The organism is Pseudomonas sp. H1_G08 (genome assembly GCF_054681355.1).
Genome location: NZ_CP162822.1, coordinates 2941278 through 2957870, shown reverse-complemented (window position 1 = coordinate 2957870; position 16593 = coordinate 2941278). Strand labels below are relative to the sequence as shown.

13 protein-coding genes are annotated in these 16593 nt (G+C 60.1%); 4 read left to right on the top strand and 9 right to left on the bottom strand.

All coding sequences use genetic code 11. The annotated features are described in order from the left end of the window. Positions 1–88 precede the first annotated feature (88 nt). Both AB4N85_RS13365 and AB4N85_RS13360 read left to right on the top strand, forming a co-directional pair. The gene (locus AB4N85_RS13365) at positions 89–979 is read left to right on the top strand and encodes an ATP-binding protein (RefSeq protein ID WP_041478431.1); all 891 of its coding nucleotides are present in this window, start codon (positions 89–91) and stop codon (positions 977–979) included. Further along, positions 976–1458 (top strand): GAF domain-containing protein, encoded by a 483-nt coding sequence (locus AB4N85_RS13360; protein WP_016770850.1) that lies wholly within the window; start codon positions 976–978, stop codon positions 1456–1458. The genes AB4N85_RS13365 and AB4N85_RS13360 overlap by 4 nt, the downstream gene beginning before the upstream one ends. On the opposite strand, the gene AB4N85_RS13355 is transcribed toward AB4N85_RS13360, so the two are convergent. From AB4N85_RS13355 to AB4N85_RS13320, 8 genes are all read right to left on the bottom strand, one after another. After that, positions 1459–4404, bottom strand: a complete 2946-nt coding sequence (locus tag AB4N85_RS13355) for an HD domain-containing phosphohydrolase (RefSeq protein WP_252868036.1) — start codon at positions 4402–4404, stop codon at positions 1459–1461. It lies immediately after the preceding gene. A gap of 49 nt (positions 4405–4453) precedes the next feature. After that, positions 4454–8098, bottom strand: coding sequence for a transporter substrate-binding domain-containing protein (locus AB4N85_RS13350; RefSeq protein WP_460064672.1), 3645 nt, complete (start codon positions 8096–8098; stop codon positions 4454–4456). An 8-nt stretch (positions 8099–8106) separates the two neighbouring features. Then, positions 8107–8733: a response regulator transcription factor gene (locus AB4N85_RS13345; protein ID WP_041478434.1), complete on the bottom strand. Its 627-nt coding sequence runs from the start codon at positions 8731–8733 to the stop codon at positions 8107–8109. A 380-nt stretch (positions 8734–9113) separates the two neighbouring features. After that, positions 9114–10442 (bottom strand): deoxyguanosinetriphosphate triphosphohydrolase, encoded by a 1329-nt coding sequence (locus tag AB4N85_RS13340; protein WP_252868034.1) that lies wholly within the window; start codon positions 10440–10442, stop codon positions 9114–9116. A gap of 69 nt (positions 10443–10511) precedes the next feature. Next, positions 10512–11675 (bottom strand): EAL domain-containing protein, encoded by a 1164-nt coding sequence (locus AB4N85_RS13335; protein WP_041478435.1) that lies wholly within the window; start codon positions 11673–11675, stop codon positions 10512–10514. A gap of 120 nt (positions 11676–11795) precedes the next feature. After that, on the bottom strand, positions 11796–12134 hold the full coding sequence (locus tag AB4N85_RS13330; protein ID WP_016770844.1) for a hypothetical protein: 339 nt from the start codon (positions 12132–12134) through the stop codon (positions 11796–11798). After that, complete coding sequence (locus AB4N85_RS13325; RefSeq protein ID WP_008079909.1) at positions 12131–12517, bottom strand: phage holin family protein; 387 nt, start codon at positions 12515–12517, stop codon at positions 12131–12133. Before AB4N85_RS13325 ends, AB4N85_RS13330 begins: the two co-directional genes overlap by 4 nt. Before the next feature lie 2 nt (positions 12518–12519). Next, positions 12520–12834 (bottom strand): ElaB/YgaM/YqjD family protein, encoded by a 315-nt coding sequence (locus tag AB4N85_RS13320; protein ID WP_016770842.1) that lies wholly within the window; start codon positions 12832–12834, stop codon positions 12520–12522. A 300-nt stretch (positions 12835–13134) separates the two neighbouring features. Between AB4N85_RS13320 and AB4N85_RS13315 the strand changes: the two genes are divergently transcribed. Further along, a complete protein-coding gene (locus tag AB4N85_RS13315; protein ID WP_041478438.1) occupies positions 13135–14343 on the top strand; it encodes an ammonium transporter in 1209 nt (402 codons plus the stop codon). Here AB4N85_RS13315 and AB4N85_RS13310 read toward each other — a convergent pair. Beyond that, positions 14340–16052: a cation:proton antiporter gene (locus tag AB4N85_RS13310; protein ID WP_252868033.1), complete on the bottom strand. Its 1713-nt coding sequence runs from the start codon at positions 16050–16052 to the stop codon at positions 14340–14342. The two genes, AB4N85_RS13315 and AB4N85_RS13310, sit on opposite strands and share 4 nt — an antisense overlap. A gap of 198 nt (positions 16053–16250) precedes the next feature. Here AB4N85_RS13310 and AB4N85_RS13305 point away from each other — a divergent pair, with 198 nt between their 5' ends. After that, a complete protein-coding gene (locus tag AB4N85_RS13305; RefSeq protein WP_095182189.1) occupies positions 16251–16487 on the top strand; it encodes a glutaredoxin family protein in 237 nt (78 codons plus the stop codon). The last annotated feature ends 106 nt before the right edge of the window (positions 16488–16593 follow it).

Below are 16593 nucleotides of genomic sequence, written 5' to 3'. Positions count from 1 at the left end.
GCCTTGTAACAAGGCTTGCTGAGGCGATTTTATCTGTGTGTCGTCGCTGGATCGTCATCATCACTGTGAAAGTGCCCGAGGAGAAGACGTGGATTCCCGATTGAATGCTTTTCTTGAACGCGCCGAGTCGGTTCTGGCGCGAATCGAACCACTGTTGCCGGCACCGCGCCCCGTCATTGACTGGAACACATGCCTGGCAGCGCGCTGGCAGCGTGACGGTCGCAGCGGCTACCTGTTGCCGCTGGAAGTCAGCCTCGACATGCGTCTGTCCGACCTGATCGGCGTCGACCGGCAGTTGGAGCAGTTGGGGCGCAACACACAACAATTTCTTGATGGCATGCCGGCCAACCACGCCTTGCTCTGGGGTTCACGCGGTACCGGCAAGTCTTCGCTGGTGCGTGCGTTGCTGGCCGAGCACGCCGGTGCCGGCCTGCGTCTGATCGAGATCGAACGCGATCACTTGGCTGACCTGCCACGCGTGGTCGAGCAAGTCGCCAAATTGCCGCAACGATTCGTGCTGTTCTGCGATGACCTGTCGTTCGAATCCGGCGAAGGCGACTACCGCGTGCTGAAAAGCGTGCTCGACGGTTCGCTCGAGCAGGCCCCCGACAATGTCTTGTTGTACGCCACTTCCAACCGCCGCCACCTGGTGCCGGAAAAGGAAAGCGACAACGAAAACTGGAAGCGCGTCGACGGCGAACTGCACCCGAGCGAAGCGGTGGAAGACAAGATCGCCCTGTCCGACCGTTTCGGTCTGTGGCTGTCGTTCTACCCGTTTACCCAGGAACATTTTCTCAACGTCGTCGAGCACTGGATCGGCCAGTTGGCCGCCAAGGCCGGCCTGAGCTGGCAGCGCGACGAAGCACTGGACATCCTCGCCGTGCGCTGGGCCACCGGCCGCGGTAATCGCAACGGACGTTGCGCGTATCAATTCGCCCGCTACTGGGTGGGACTGAAATTGCTGGAGCACAAGGCATGATTGATTTGCAACAAAGCGGCCAGGGCCTCGAGGGCTACGGTATGTTGGCCGCACAACTGGAATCGCTACTGGCGGACGAACGCGACTTCATCGCCAATGCCGCGCAGTTTTCCGCATTCCTGTTCAACCAGCTCGATGATCTGAACTGGGCCGGTTTCTACCTCAATCGCAACGAAGAGCTGGTACTCGGCCCGTTTCAGGGCCAGATCGCTTGCGTGCGCATCCCGTTCGGGCGCGGTGTTTGCGGCGCTGCTGCTGCCAGCCTGCAAACCCAGCGCGTCGAGGATGTGCATGCTTTCCCCGGTCACATCGCCTGCGACAGCGCGTCCAACAGCGAACTGGTAGTGCCCTTGGTCAAGGACGGTCGCCTGATCGGCGTGCTCGACCTCGACAGCCCGAAGCTGGCGCGTTTCGGCGCCGAAGATCAGGCCGGCATCGAACAACTGGCGGCGATTTTCCTGCGCCTGACCGACTGCTGATCAACCGCCGAGGCCAGCCTTGTGCAACAGGCTGGCCGTATCCACGCTGTCGATTTGCGCGGGATCAAGAAACCGCGTCGCGTACTGCATGTACACACCCTCATTGATGAACAGGCCGAACAGCGGCGCATCGATGTGCGCTTCACGGCACATGGTCGCCATGATCCCCAGCGCCTCGCTCAACGACTTGGCTTTCTTGTAAGGGCGATCGGCGGCGGTCAGCGCTTCGAAAATATCGGCAATCGCCATCATCCTCGCCGGCAGGCTCATCTCCTCGCGTTTCAGCCGTTTCGGATACCCGGTGCCGTCCATTTTTTCGTGATGGCCGCCGGCGATCTCGGCAATGCTGTCCAGGTGACCGGGGAAGGGCAGGTGGCTGAGCATCATGATCGTCTGCACCATGTGATGGTTGATGATGTAGCGCTCTTCGCGGGTCAGCGTGCCGCGGCCGATCTTCAGGTTGTACAACTCGCCGCGGTTGTACTTGTACGCGGGCACATCGAGTTTGAAGCCCCAGGGATTGTCCTCGGGGATCAGTTCGCTCTTGTCACGTTCGATCAGATGCTCGGGTTTGTCGGCCAGCAGACTTTCACTGACGGGCAGCAGCTGCGCAGGGGTTTTCGCCTGGCGGCGGTTTTCTTCCCATGACACACCGAGGCGATCATCGAGGGTGCGCAGCCATCTGCGTTGCGCCACTCGCTCGAGGCGTTGCAGGTCGGCCTCGGCCATGGCCTCGCCACCGAGATTGCAGCGGGCGACAAAGGCGAAGTCGTCATCGAGCGTCAGCAACTCACTATCACGGGCGCGGGCCAGCGCCGCTTCGTCTGCACCGCTTGCCAGCGTCTGCCAGTAGTTGATCCACACGTCACGCTTGAGCACTTCGAAGCGGGTGCGGATTTCGTGGATGCGGTCGTTGATGGTCTCGAGCTTGGTGGCTTTGTCGACCACGTATTCCGGCGTCGTGACCTTGCCGCAATCGTGCAGCCACGCGGCGATGTGCAACGCCTCCCATTCATCCTCGCTCGGTTGGTAGGCGCTGAACGCCGGGTCCTGGCTTGCCGCAGCAGCCTGGGCGAGCATCAACGTCAGTTCCGGCACCCGCTGGCAATGGCCGCCGGTGTAGGGGCTCTTGGCGTCGATCGCGCTGGCCAGCAGTTGAATGAACGCGTCGAGCAGTTGTTTTTGCCGCGCTTGCAGACGCTGACTTTCGATGCTCACCGCCGCCGCGCCGGACACTGCCTGCAAGAAGGCAATTCGGTCAGGCCGCAGCTTTTCCAGATCACTCGGCTCCCCACTGTCATTGACCAGCAGAATCAGCAGGCCGATGGTTTCATCGTGCTGGTTGTGCAGGCGGATGCCGATCAGGTGAATGCGCGGTGATTCCATGGCCAGGAGGATTTTCTGCAAGTCGCCGGCCTGATCGAAGCCCAGATGGCTGACGGTATTGTTGGCGCTGGCCAGTTGCTCGAACCACGCCGGCCCGGTGTTTTTATGCAGCTCTCGTCCCTGAATGTCGAACGCCTCCAGCTTCTGCGGCACGCCATCAATCACCAGTCCATAGGGTTCCATGCGCGCGCCGTCGGCTTCGCGCAGGTAGATCAGACCGGCCTGCGCCTGAGCAATCTGTACGGTTTCGAACAGCACACGTTCGAGCAGCGGGGCAAAACGGGTTTCGGCGCACAGGCTGTCGGTGATGCGGAAGAAACTGCCCAGGGTTTCTTTCATCCGCGCCATCGACAGGCTTAATTGATCGACTTCCAGTACGGGCGAGCGGCGCGCCAGCGGAGAACTGAAGTCGAAGCTGCGGATCGCGTCGGCTTCTTTGACCAAGGCATGCAGCGGCTTGACCAGAATCCGCGAAATCACCCAGCCCAATGGCAGGCACAGCAACAGGATGGCCAGGGTGATCAGCGCGCCTTGCCAGCGCATCCGGAACGCATCCACCAGTAATTCGTCTTCCGGCACCAGTAGCGCCAGTTGCAGACCTTTCGGCCCGCCTTCCTCGATGCCGGTGCGTGCGACGATCCATTGCCGGTCGTTTACTTGCAGACGCTTGCCGATAGTGTCGGAGCTGAGCAGCGCGTTCAGCTCAGGGCTGAGATCGGCCGCTCTGGCCAGCCGCGCAGTGCGGTCATCGACGATCAGGCGATGGCTGTCGGGGTAAGCCACGGCGTTGCCGTCGGTGTCGTACAGCGCGATCTCTGTCGAAGGCGTTACCCGGTGCTTGCCCAGGGCGGTCGACAGCGAAGCGAGGGTCAGATCGGCGCCGATCACCGCGTTCTCGCCGCTGCGCCGGGCCAGCGTGGTGCCGACATTGTGGGTCGAGAAAAATACATAGGGCTCGGTGGTGATCTGCCCGGCCTGTCGCAGGGCGTCGCTGAACCAGGTCCGGCTGCGCGGATCGTACGGCTCTTGGGGATGCTCGCGGCGGTTGATCGGTGTCAGGGCCTGATCAAAGAACAATGATTGCGAGCGTACGGCGCCTTGTGGAGCATGCTCGATGCTCCAGACTTGATAGGCCGCCGCTTCCGGCGCCTGAAGCTGTGCCTTCAGAGCCGGAGTGCGCAGCGCGCGCACCATGAAGAAATCACCATTGGTATAACCCAGATACAGCGACGCCAGCGCCGGGTTATCGGTGAGCGACTGGCTGAAGGGTTTGAGCAACGGCAGGCGTTGTTGCAGATCACTCGCGTGGGCCGCCGGGGTGTCCGCCAGCAGGCTCAGCAGGTTGCGGATCGGTTGATAGGTTGCCTGCAGATCGAGGCGTACATCCTGCTCGATGCGGTCAAACAGCTTTTCGCTGCTCGACAGGATGATCTGCGTGGTCTGGTGGTAATTGAACAGGCCCAGCACCACGCCCGTGAGCAATAAAAGAAAGGTGAACATGACGCTGATGTGCACGTGCAGCGGCAACCGGCGTTGCTCGGGGCGCAGTGGGCTGTGCATTGCAGGCTCTCCATGAATGTTTAACTCACTGCTCAGCGTCCAAGCATAGTTAAGACTCGCTCACTGTGCCTTGATCGGCCAGGGTCAATTGCTGTTGCAGGGCCTGCGCCAGTTCGAGCATCGCCTGGCTGGTTGCCGCCCAGCGACGGGCAATCTCCTGTGACGCGAGCGCTCGCTGGCAGGCGTCCTCGAGCTCATCGCAGCATTCGATCAACCGCGAGGCCTGCGCGATGCGGGCTGCGCCCTTGATCTTGTGCGCAACCACTGCCAGCGCTTCGCGATCATCCTCGGGCGACAGCCTGAGCAGTTCCTCGCGGTCGAGGCGGCTGCTCTTGAGCAGCTCCACCAACATGCGTCGGGTTTGCCCGGGGTTGTTGCCGGTCAGCAGGCTCAGACTTTGCAGGTCGAACACCGAGGCCGGTGAAGCCGGCGTGATGCCGTCGATCCATTGTCCGAGCAAGGTCAGACTCAACGGTTTGAACAGGCAGTCGTCCATGCCGGCGAGCTTGCAGCGCTGGACTTCTTCGGGCTGGGCATTGGCGGTGAAACCCAGCACGGTGCACGGCGGGCGGTGGTTTTGCAGTTCAAGCTGGCGAATCCCACGGGTCATGTCATAGCCGTTCATCAAGGGCATGTTGCAGTCGACGATCACCAGATCGAAATGATCGGCCTTCCACCTTTCGAGGCCGCTGCAGCCATCTTCGGCAATGCTGAAGCGATGACCGAGAAACTCCAATTGCTGACACATGAGCAAACGGTTGGCCGGATGGTCGTCGACTACCAGGACATGTAACGGCGTGGTCGCAGGCTTGATCAACGGTTCGCTTTTCGGCGGATTCGCCTTTGCCGGCAGGCTGTCCAGCGGCAGCGATATGCAAACCTGAGTGCCGATGCCGGGCTGGCTGCTCAACTGCAGTTGTCCGCCCATCATTTCGCAAAGATTGCGACTGATGACCAGCCCAAGGCCGGCACCGTTTTTTGCCTGCCGACAGCCGTTGTCCGCCTGCGAGAACGGCTCAAACAAGCGCTGTTGATCTTCGGCGCTGATGCCTGAGCCGCTGTCCTGCACGGTCAGCTGCATCAATGTTCGCCCAGCAGCGTCTGCCGGGATCAGGTCGAGGGTGATCCGCACGTGGCCGCTTTCGGTGAACTTGATGGCATTGCTGATCAGGTTGGACAGCACTTGCTTGAAGCGCAGCGGATCCAGGTGCACATCCACAGCCGGGTGCGGCGGGTTGAAGACGACTTGCAAGGCAAGGTTTTTCTGCCGCGCTAGGCCGTCGAAGATGCGCGCAACGGAGGTCACCGTGTCGACCAGATTGATCCACTCCGGGGACAGGCTCAGGCGCCCGGATTCGATACGGGCAATGTCGAGAATATCGCCGATCAGCCCGAGCAGATCCTTGGCCGAATGGTAGGCCGTGTCGATCGAAGCGCGATCGGGGTGTTGCGGATCGATGCGTCGCAGGGTCAGTTCGAGCATGCCGATCACGGCGTTCATCGGTGTACGGATCTCGTGGCTCATAGTTGCCAGGAAGGTACTTTTGGCCCGGTTCGCCTCGTCTGCCTGTTCTTTGGCCGCACGCAGTTTTTCAAACAATTGGCGGCGTTCACTGATATCGATCCAGCCGCCAATGATGCCCTGGACGGCACCGCTGGAGTCGCGGTAGGGAAGTATCCAGTGGTAAATCGTCAGGCGGCGGCTGCCGATGTGCAGAGGCCGGTCGAGTATCAAGGGAATGCCTTCGGCAATGACTCTCTGGTAATCGGCCTGGAACGCCTCGGCCTCGAACGCATTGCTCAGGGTGCCTTGCACGACGCCTTTGCCGATGATGTCCTCGCGTCTGGCGTTGAACGCTTCGAGATAACTGTCGTTGCAACTTTGCAGCAGACCCTGGCGATCTCGCACGTAGATCGGGTGTGGTGTGCCGTTGACCAGCGAGCGCATGAACTCCAGTTGATCGTTCAGCGCGCGTTCGGCAGCCTGACGTTGCTTGATCTGGTGGCGCATGTAGGCGTTCCACGTCAACAACAGCAGCAGGATCAGGCCGGCGGCTGCGACTACTTGGTAGAACAGGCGCTGGTAGTTTTGCCAGATGTTCTGTGATGCCGTGGAGTAACCGCGCCAGCGGCCATTGATTACGCCGAGCTCCTCGGGAGCGATGCTCAGCAGCGCCTTGTTGATGATCGAGGCCAGTTCGGTGTTGTCACGGGCGGTCGCCAGCGAGAAGGCTGCCTGACTGGTGCCGATCGTGGTGGTGATTTGCAATGGCCGATCGAATATGCGCGATGAGATGAAATAGTTGGCGATCACCAGCGAGTTCACCGCGCCGTCGACGTGATTGTCGGCCAGCATCGACACGGCGCTGAAGGTGTCGGGGGTTTCGATCAGTTCGATGCCCGGAAAATTCTCATGCAAGTAGGCGACCAGCGGATTGCCTTGGGCGATCGCCAGACGCTTGCCTTTGAGTTGGGCCAGGTTGGTCGGGCTGTCGGCGCTTTTGCGGGTCAGCAGCACGTAGGAGTTTTCCAGGTAGGGACGACTGAAACTCAGGTTTTTTTCACGTTCGGCGCTGGGCAGCAGGGCGGCAATCAGATCGGCCTTGTGATTGTCGATCTGCCTGATCATTTCCGCATCGTTGCGACTGCGCTGGATTTCGAAACGCAGGCCGGTACGCAAGCGAATCAGTTCGAGCAGGTCGGCACTGATGCCGCGGAAATTGCCGGCGCTGTCGAAGAAGGTCAGCGGTGCGTACGCCTCATTGACCACTACGCTGACGACGGGATGCTGCTTGAGCCAGCTCTCCTCACGATCCGTCAGCTGGAGTTTACTGTCGGTGAGCAGCAGGTCGCTGCCGGCGCTCCAGCGTTTGGCGATGTCATCGCGCTGGCTGCGCGGGATCGCTGCGAGCACTGTGTCGATGATGCCCAGCAACTGCGGATTGCTGCGCCGCACGGCGAAGCTGAAGCCATGGGCTTCCTGCTTGCCGAAGTTGGCCATGCGGACGTTGTTGAGATAGCCCTTGTTGATCATGTAATGGGTGGAGAGGGTGTCGCCGAGAAACACATCGGCCTGGTCGAAGGCCACCGCGTTGATTGCGTTCTGATAGGACGGATAGCAGGTGATCAGCGCTTTGGGATACAGCGCCTTGATCTCCGGCAGCGGCAAATAGTGATACACCATGCTCAGGCGCAGGCCGGCGAGGCCTTCGGTTAGCGAGCGGGTTTCATCTTCGCGGGTCACCAGTACCGGCTGATCGACCGCGTAAGGTGTGGAGAGCGCGAGGTTGGCATTGCCTGCTTCGTAGCCGTTGGCTGTGCCAAGCAGGTCGATCTGGCCATCGATCAAGGCGCGAATTGCAGCCTCGCGCGAGGGAAAGCGTTGCACGCGAATCGGCAAACCGGTGGCCTGACCGAGAATCCCTGCGTAATCGGCGGTCAGTCCCTCGTAGTCCTGGCCACTGACGGTCATGTCGAATGGCGGGTAATCAGGTGCGGAGGTACCCAGTTTCAGTTCGCTGCGAGTCTGTAGCCATTGCCGTTGTGACGGTTGCAGGACAATCCCGACAGCCTCGGTTGCCGAGCGGCTGAGCAACGCATAGTCGGGTGAGGGGCTTGGCGAGGCGAAGGCATTGGCGCTCAGATACAGAACGGCGCTCAAGGTGATCAGGTAGTCCTTCAGACGGCTGGGCATGTGGGGTCTCACACGAGTGCGTTGCGTTTGGCCATCTCGATAAGTTCTACAAGGGATCTGGCTTTGAGTTTTTGCATCAGACGCTTTTTATAAGTGCTGACGGTCTTGTTGCTCAGAAACATGCCCTTGGCAATTTCCTTGTTGGTGCGTCCTTGTGCAAATAACTGCAATACCATCAGCTCGCGATCATTAACGGATTTGAATAGTTCAAGTTCTGCATATCGAGTGTCATCGCTGCGCACCGGATTAAGTGCCTGACTGGGGAAGTAGTTGTAACCGGAAAGTACCGCTTTGATTGCGCTGACCAATTCGCTCAAGTCTTCCTGCTTGCAGACATATCCCGATGCACCGGATTGCATGCAGCGGATACCGAACAGCGTAGGACACTGCGCCGTCAGAATCAGAATCTTGAAATTGGAACCCATGGTGTTGAAGCGGGCCAGTACTTCGAGGCCGTCCAGCTTGGGAATGCTGATATCGAGAATGACCAGGTCGGGCATGCATTCACGGACCATCTGCATGGCATCGACACCGTTATCGGTCTCACCGACGACCTTGTAGCCTTCATGTTCCAGGAGCATTCGCACGGCGAGGCGGATGACCGGATGATCGTCCACAATAAAAACGGAGTTCATAAATAGAGTCCCATGCAAGCATGAATAAAGCGCGCACCTTAGCTCAGATGCATGAGCACTCGCATGGACTGGTAGTGTCGCGACTACGTTATCGGATTAATCCTACGCGTAATGAAGAAATGGACTACGTTGAAATTAGGATTGGCGTAAGGAAGCACGAGCGTTCAATTCGCCGAAGATGGAAATTATCCGAGAGCCAATATTGATCTCCAATTATTTACTGGTGTTTAAAGTTGTGTTTAACAAGTGCGGTTCGTTTTGTTTGGTTGCCTGGGTCAGCGCGATCCAGTCTGACCAGTTTAAAGAACGCGTATAACGTTCGTGGCGAAAACTCACCGGGCATCAGCCGGCCAGACCAATGGCCGGCTGATGCGGGACGATCAATGACTTGAGCGGCCGGTCATTTCCAGTGCCATGTCACTGGCGTAACTGTCGGTCATGCCGGCGATGAAATCGATCATGCGCAGAAACGAACGGTGCAGCGAACCTTGAGGGTCCGGCGCATTGTTGCCGAGCAAATCGAGAATACGCCGGCTCTTGAACGACGGCGTGCGGCCGTTGTGCTGCTCCAGCGCGGCACCGCAGAACGAATTGAGCAGAATCTCCAGCGTGGTATACGCGCCGATCTCATGCAGCGTCTTGCGCTTGTCCTGGAAGATCTTCTTGCGCGCGATGTCCTTGGCGTTCAACACGCAGCGCTTTGCCGGCCCGTGCATGTGTTCGACCAGATCGCCGTGCAGTGTGCCGGCGAGCAGGGCATCCTGCTGTTCGACAAATGCTCGCGCTGCCGCGTTGGTCAGGTGCTCGATGGCCTTGCCGCGCAGGATCGCCAGTTTGCGCCGCCGGGAATCCTGCGGGCCGAGTTGGCGATAGGTTTCCGGCAAATCGTCGCCGACCAGACCGAGCAGCAGTGACTCGACTTCGGCGTATTCGAGCAGCTCCATTTCCAGACCGTCTTCGAGATCGATCAGCGCATAGCAGATGTCATCGGCAGCCTCCATCAAGTACACCAATGGATGGCGTGCCCAGCGCTGGTCTTCGATTTGCGGGAGACCGAGTTTGTGCGCGATCTGTTCGAGCAGCGGCAGTTCGCTTTGGTAGCAGCCGAATTTGTGTTTCTTGTAGCCGAGGGAGTCGGCGTGGCGCGCGGTCCACGGGTACTTCAGATAGGTGCCCAGCGTCGCGTAAGTCAGGCGCGTGCCGCCATCGAACTGGTGATATTCCAGCTGCGTCAGCACGCGAAAGCCTTGAGCATTGCCTTCGAAATTGAGGAAATCACCACGCTCGGCCTCGCTCATGCCGTCCAGCCAGCCACGTCCGGCGGCTTGTTGAAACCAGTGGCGAATCGCGTCTTCGCCGGAATGGCCGAATGGCGGATTGCCGATGTCATGGGCCAGGCAGGCCGACTGCACGACCATGCCGAGGTCGGCCGGGTCGCACCAGTCTGGCAGCGCGCTGCGCAAGGTTTCACCGACACGCATGCCCAGCGAACGGCCGACACAACTGACTTCCAGCGAATGGGTCAGGCGCGTGTGAATGTGATCGTTGCTGGTGACCGGATGCACTTGGGTCTTGCGCCCGAGGCGGCGGAAGGCCCCGGAGAAAATGATGCGGTCATGGTCTTTGTGAAAAGGGCTGCGGCCGAGTTCTTGCGGGCTGTGCAGCGGCTTGCCGAGGCGTTCGCGGTTGAGCAGGGTTGGCCAATCCAAGGCTGAATCTCTCCGTCTGGTGACTGATCGCCCTAGCTTCCCGGTTCGGCTGCGCGCCTGCAAGCGGAACTACAGGCCTGCTGCGTCGATATCGATCAACAGCAAGCGTTCACCGTTATCGAAAAACTGCCCCGCAGTCAGGCAATACTGGTTGCTGGTGGCGTCGCGATAGGTGTTGGACAGGGTCAGGCGGCGTTCTTCCCAGCCTTCGGCCAGCAGATGATAGAAGTACGGTCGCCACGACCAGTTGTGCCCCAGATAGCGATCATCGGCAAACCAGCCGTCATGGCGCCATTCCAGGTTGGGGGTCAGTTGCGTGCCGTGGCGGTCGCACTGATAAAAGCGCAGCAGCCAGGGAAACGCCTGCAATTGCGGCAATGCACTGAGCGGGGCGCGGGCCTGCGCCCATTGCTGCAGAATCGCCATCAGCTCGCTGAGCTGCTGACGCATTTGCATCAGCCGCCCGCGCTCGCTGAGTTTCTGCTTCACGTAGCGTTGCCGCAATTGCGCGAAATGCGCGACGAAGGCATCGGTAGCGAAGAATTCTTCTTGTGCTCGGGCGAAGAGAAATCCCTGCACATAGCGCGAGCCGCACTCCAGCGCGAAATTCAGCTGCGCTTCGGTTTCGACGCCTTCGGCGATGATCCAGCAGCCGGTTTTCTCGGCCATCTGGGCGAGAGCCTTGACCACATCGCTGCTCGGTCCGCCGAGGGCTGCAGCCTGAAACAGGCGCATATCGAGCTTGAGAATGTCCGGTTGCAGGGCCAGGACCCGATCCAGCTGCGAATAGCCTGCGCCGAAATCATCAATGGCGATTCTCGCCCCTGCGTCACGGTAGCGCCCGACCACGTGGGCCAGGCGTTCGCTGTTACCACCCAGTTCGGTGATTTCAAATACGATGCGCTGCGGATCAACCTCGTGTCGCGCCAGTTGTTTGAGACTTGGCAGCGCTTGATCGGCGCGCAGGCGGCTGATCCAGCGTGGCGACATGTTCAGGCTGAGAAACCACTCGGCCGGCGCTTCATGCAGGCGGCTGAGGGCGTGATCACGGATTTGCCGGTCGAGACGGCGCAAGGCAGTGGCCGGCGTGCGCGGATCGGCGAACAACGGTCCTACCGAGGTCAGTTGACCATCGCTCTGACGCAGGCGACCCAATGCTTCGACGCCTGCAATGCGGCCGGTGGCGGTATCGATGAAAGGCTGAAAACAGGCGAGCGGTTGCCCGTCGATCACGGCAAGTCCTTAATCTTGTTTTTGGTTTGGCCGCGCTTGCCGGATAGGCACGCGGGATGGAATCTCCCGATAAGGAGATTCATCCCGGCGCTACTGCAAGAATGTAGCCAAAAGGGCGATTCAGCGTTTGCCTGAGCTGTGCATGACCAGTCTGATCAGCGGCCCAAGCGTCGTGCCCAGACGCAGCAGTCGCGTCAAGCCGCCACCACTGCTGCGTTTCGAGCCTTTACCGGTGAGGAAGCCCAGCAGCGTCACCGCCGCCACGCCCCACAACGGCGCATGCTTGATGCCGAAACCATCCTGCACGTTCTGCTTCATGCCACGCATGCGCTGCAACGGTTGCAGCACTTGCGCGGTTTCGTGGCGGATCTCCTGACGGTGCATTTCCATGCGCAGGCGGATCAGCGCCTTGCGCATTTCCCGGCGCGAGCTGTTGTGCGGAAGTTCAGGCAGGCTCATGGCAGCAGGCGCTCCCGGTCGTTGGCCAGCTCTTCGAGCGTGCCGTGGAAAGGCGAGGACTCATCGAAAATCGCCGCTTTGAGGCGCAGACCGCAGAAGATCGACGCCAGCGTGTAAAACACGCACAGGCCGATGATCGCCGCCAGGCGGTAGGTGTCCCAGAAGATGATCATCACCAGCGTCGACAGACCTACCAGCAACAGCAGGGCAAAAACCAGCGCCAGGCCGGCGAACAGCAGCAGGCTGACAGTGCGTGATTTCTGCTCCTGCAGTTCGATGCCGAACAGTTCGACATGACTGTGCAGCAGGCCCAGAACGGCAGCGCCGAGGCGACGCGTGGAGGAGGCGGTGCCCGCAGTCGGGCCGGATTCACCGATCGACATGATCAGCGCCGAGTTGCCAGCAGGCCGATCAGAAAGCCGACGCCGGCAGCGATGCCCACCGACTGCCATGGGTTGGCCGACACATAGTCTTCAGTAGCGGTTACGGCCGCCTGACCGCGCTCACGCAGCGTGTCTTCGGTCACCTTCAGGGTTTCCCGGGCACGCAGCAGGCTGTCATGAATCTGGGCACGCAGCTCATCGGCCTGATCACCCGCGAGGGTCTTGGTGTGCTCAAGCAGGCGTTCGGTGTCGGCAACCAGAGTCTGGAAGTCGTTCATCAGGATTTCTTGAGCAGTCTTTGCCTTGATGCTGGCCATGGGTGGATCTCCGTAGGTGGCTTTGAAGCGTTCGAGTATGAGCCTTGCGCGAAGGTTCAGTGCAAATGCCTGGTACAACTTTTGCTGTGTCGTGGTGCGTCGCTCGGTATATGTGCGCTGTTGCCGGGCGTCCGAGCAGAAAACTCTAATTCATTTGCTCGCGGTTCGTGATCAGACATCGATATATGCGCCAAATCAGTTCATCAACCCTGCCGTTGGATATTTGATGAGTCGTAATTTGGTGCATGAAATGCACACATGAACCGCTTTGGTGCCTTTTAGCCTTGGGTCTGCCTCCTCATGGAAAATCTGCAAAGCGCTGTGGACACGCTGGTTCACAGCTCCAACACGTTGTTCATTCTGATCGGTGCGGTGATGGTACTGGCGATGCACGCCGGTTTCGCCTTTCTGGAGGTCGGCACGGTCCGGCAGAAGAACCAGGTCAACGCGCTGGCGAAAATCCTCAGCGATTTCGCCGTCTCGACCCTGGCCTATTTCTTTATAGGCTATTGGATCTCCTATGGCGTCACCTTCATGCAACCGGCGGCGGTGCTCACGGCTGACCATGGCTATGGACTGGTGAAGTTTTTCTTTCTGCTGACCTTCGCTGCCGCGATCCCGGCGATCATTTCCGGCGGCATTGCCGAACGCGCGCGGTTTGTCCCGCAGTTGTGCGCGACGGCGCTGATCGTGGCGTTTATCTATCCGTTCTTCGAAGGGCTGATCTGGAACGGCAACTTCGGTTTGCAAGGCTGGCTAGCGGCGCAGTTTGGCGCGGCATTCCATGATTTCGCCGGCTCGGTGGTGGTGCATGCCGTGGGCGGTTGGCTGGCGTTGGCCGCTGTTCTGCTGCTCGGCCCGCGCAATGGTCGCTATCGCGATGGGCGCCTTGTCGCGTTCGCGCCGTCGAGCATTCCGTTTCTCGCACTGGGCTCGTGGATCCTGATTGTCGGCTGGTTCGGCTTCAACGTGATGAGCGCGCAGACGCTGCAAGGCGTCAGTGGCCTGGTCGCGGTCAACTCGCTGATGGCCATGGTCGGTGGCACCGTCGCGGCGTTGATCGTTGGGCGCAATGACCCGGGCTTTCTGCATAACGGTCCGTTGGCGGGATTGGTGGCGATTTGCGCCGGCTCCGACCTGATGCATCCGGTCGGTGCGCTGGTAACGGGCGCGATCGCCGGAGCCTTGTTTGTCTGGTGCTTTACCGCTGCGCAAGTCAAATGGCGCATCGATGATGTCTTGGGTGTCTGGCCGTTGCATGGTTTGTGTGGCGTGTGGGGCGGGATTGCCTGCGGCATCTTCGGTCAGTCTGCGCTGGGTGGCCTGGGCGGCGTCAGCCTGATCAGCCAGTTGATCGGCACTGCGCTTGGCGTCGCGGTAGCGCTGGTCGGCGGCTTCGTCGTCTACGGCGCGATCAAGGCATTGCATGGGCTGCGCCTGAGTCAGGAACAAGAGTATTACGGCGCCGACCTGTCGCTGCACAAGATCGGCGCGGTGAGTCAGGACTAGATTTCCTCATCATTGGCTCCGGGATAGAAACCGTGGAGCAGGCGATAGCGATCGATACGCACTTGATCGACCTTCTCCTGCACTTTGTGCGCGGGCAGGCCAAGCATGATCAGCGCGTGTGAAGCGAGCATCAGGCTCGACTCCAGAAGCTCCGGCACCACCTCAGTGGCGCCGGCGGCTCTGAGTTCCGCCGATTGGCTGTCGTCACGGGTGCGTACCAGAATCGGCACCTGTCGGTTGAGTCGCCGGGCTTCGCGCAGAATGCGCAACGCCACGTCACTTTGATCCACGGCAATCACCAGCAGCCTGGCGCGCAACAGGCCAACCGCAGTAAGCAGATCGCCACGCGACGAGTCGCCGTAATGCACGTCGCTTTCCGCGGATGCGGCTTCCTGCACCCGCACCGGATCGTTGTCCAGCGCAACATAGGCTTGCCCCGCATTGCCCATGAAGCGGCCGATGGATTGGCCGACGCGACCGTAGCCGCAGATCACCACGTGCTGGTCGAGGTCGGCGTTGAGCGCGCTGATCTGTTCGATCTGCGCTTCCTGATTGGGCTTGCGGTGCAGCACGGCGGCAATGCGCGGCGCCGCACGCAACAGCAGTGGCGTGAGCAGCATCGAACAGAACGTCGCCGCAAGCAGCAGTGCACCCGGCTCGGCCGGCAACAGGCTGTTCTGCTGCATCTGCGCCATCAAGGCAAAACAGAATTCGCCACCCTGGGCCAGGGCGAGGCCGCTGCGCCATGCGGTTTCGCTGTCGCTGCCGCGCCACTTCACCAGCAGCGCGACCACGATGCCTTTGATCAGCATCAGGCCGAGCGTCAGGCCGATGATCAACAGGCTGTGACTGACGAACAATTGCAGGTCGATCAGCATGCCGATGCTGACGAAGAACACGCCGAGCAGGATGTCGCGAAAGGGCCGGATGTCAGCTTCGATCTGGTGCCGGTAATGGCTTTCCCCTAGCAACATGCCGGCAAGGAAAGCGCCGAGTGCAGGCGACAGCCCCAGCAAGTGCGTGAGCCAGGCGGTCAGCAGCACGATCACCAGCGCCAGAAGAACGAACAGCTCCGCCGAACGCGAGGCCGCCACCTCATGAAACAGCCGTGGCAATAACCAGCGACTGGCGAGCAGCAGGCCGAAGAACAGCACCAAGGTTTTGCCCAGGGTCAACGGCAAGGCCCAATACCAGGCCTGCTCGCTGGTGCCGGCGAAGACCGGAACCAGTGTCAGCAGCAATACCGCGACAACGTCCTGAAACAGCAACACGCCGACCGCGTTCTGGCCGTGGCTGCTGAACACTTCACCAAGACTGCCCAGCTCCTTGGTCACGATCGCCGTGGATGACAGCGATAATCCGGCACCGAGCAACAGCGCCGGCATCAGCGGCATGCCCAGGCCCATCAACAGGGTGCCGAGCAGCGCTGCGCTGATCAGCACTTGCTGACTGCCGAGGCGAAACACCACCTGGCGCAGCGCAATCATCTTCGACAGGGAGAACTCCAGGCCTAGCGAAAACAGCAGAAACACCACGCCCAGCTCGGCGACATCCGGCAGATGTTCGCTCTCGTTGACCCAGTCGAATGCGTTCGGCCCGACCAGTAATCCCACGCACAGGTAACCCAGTACCGGCGGCAGTCGCAGGCGCCGGAACAGGGCAATCACCACCAGGGATGAGGCGAGGATGATCAACAGATTTGCAAACACGGGACACTCCGCTGTCAGGGCGTTGGCCTCTGAAGCGTAGAGGCAAAAAGTCCGCGAGGATGACGCATTTGCAATTTGCGCTGAATGATTTGCGTCAGGATTTTGCGCCGGGAGCGCTGGGTCCTTTGAGCGGCACTGGGTCGACGAGGGTTTAGTGGCGTCCTAGAATGGGCTCACTTGTTTTCCGGTAATGCCGTCATGTCTCCAGAATGTCAGCTGTTCGGCACCCTCGGGTGTCATCTGTGTGAAGTTGCCGAAGCCGAGCTGATGCCCTTCGTCGAGCATGGTCTGCTGGTTGAACTGGTGGACATTGCCGAAGACGAATCGTGGTTCGAAAAATACAGCTTGCGCATCCCGGTACTGCGGCGCGTTGACACTGGCGCGGAGCTGGATTGGCCGTTCAGTGGCGATGAAATCGCGGCGTTTTTACGATGATGGGGTTTACTACCGTTCTTCCGCTGGTCGCAGCGATACATCCTTGCGTTGGCGCTCGCTGACTTCTTCGGTTACTGTATGTCCATACAGCAATCGAGTCAGAGGG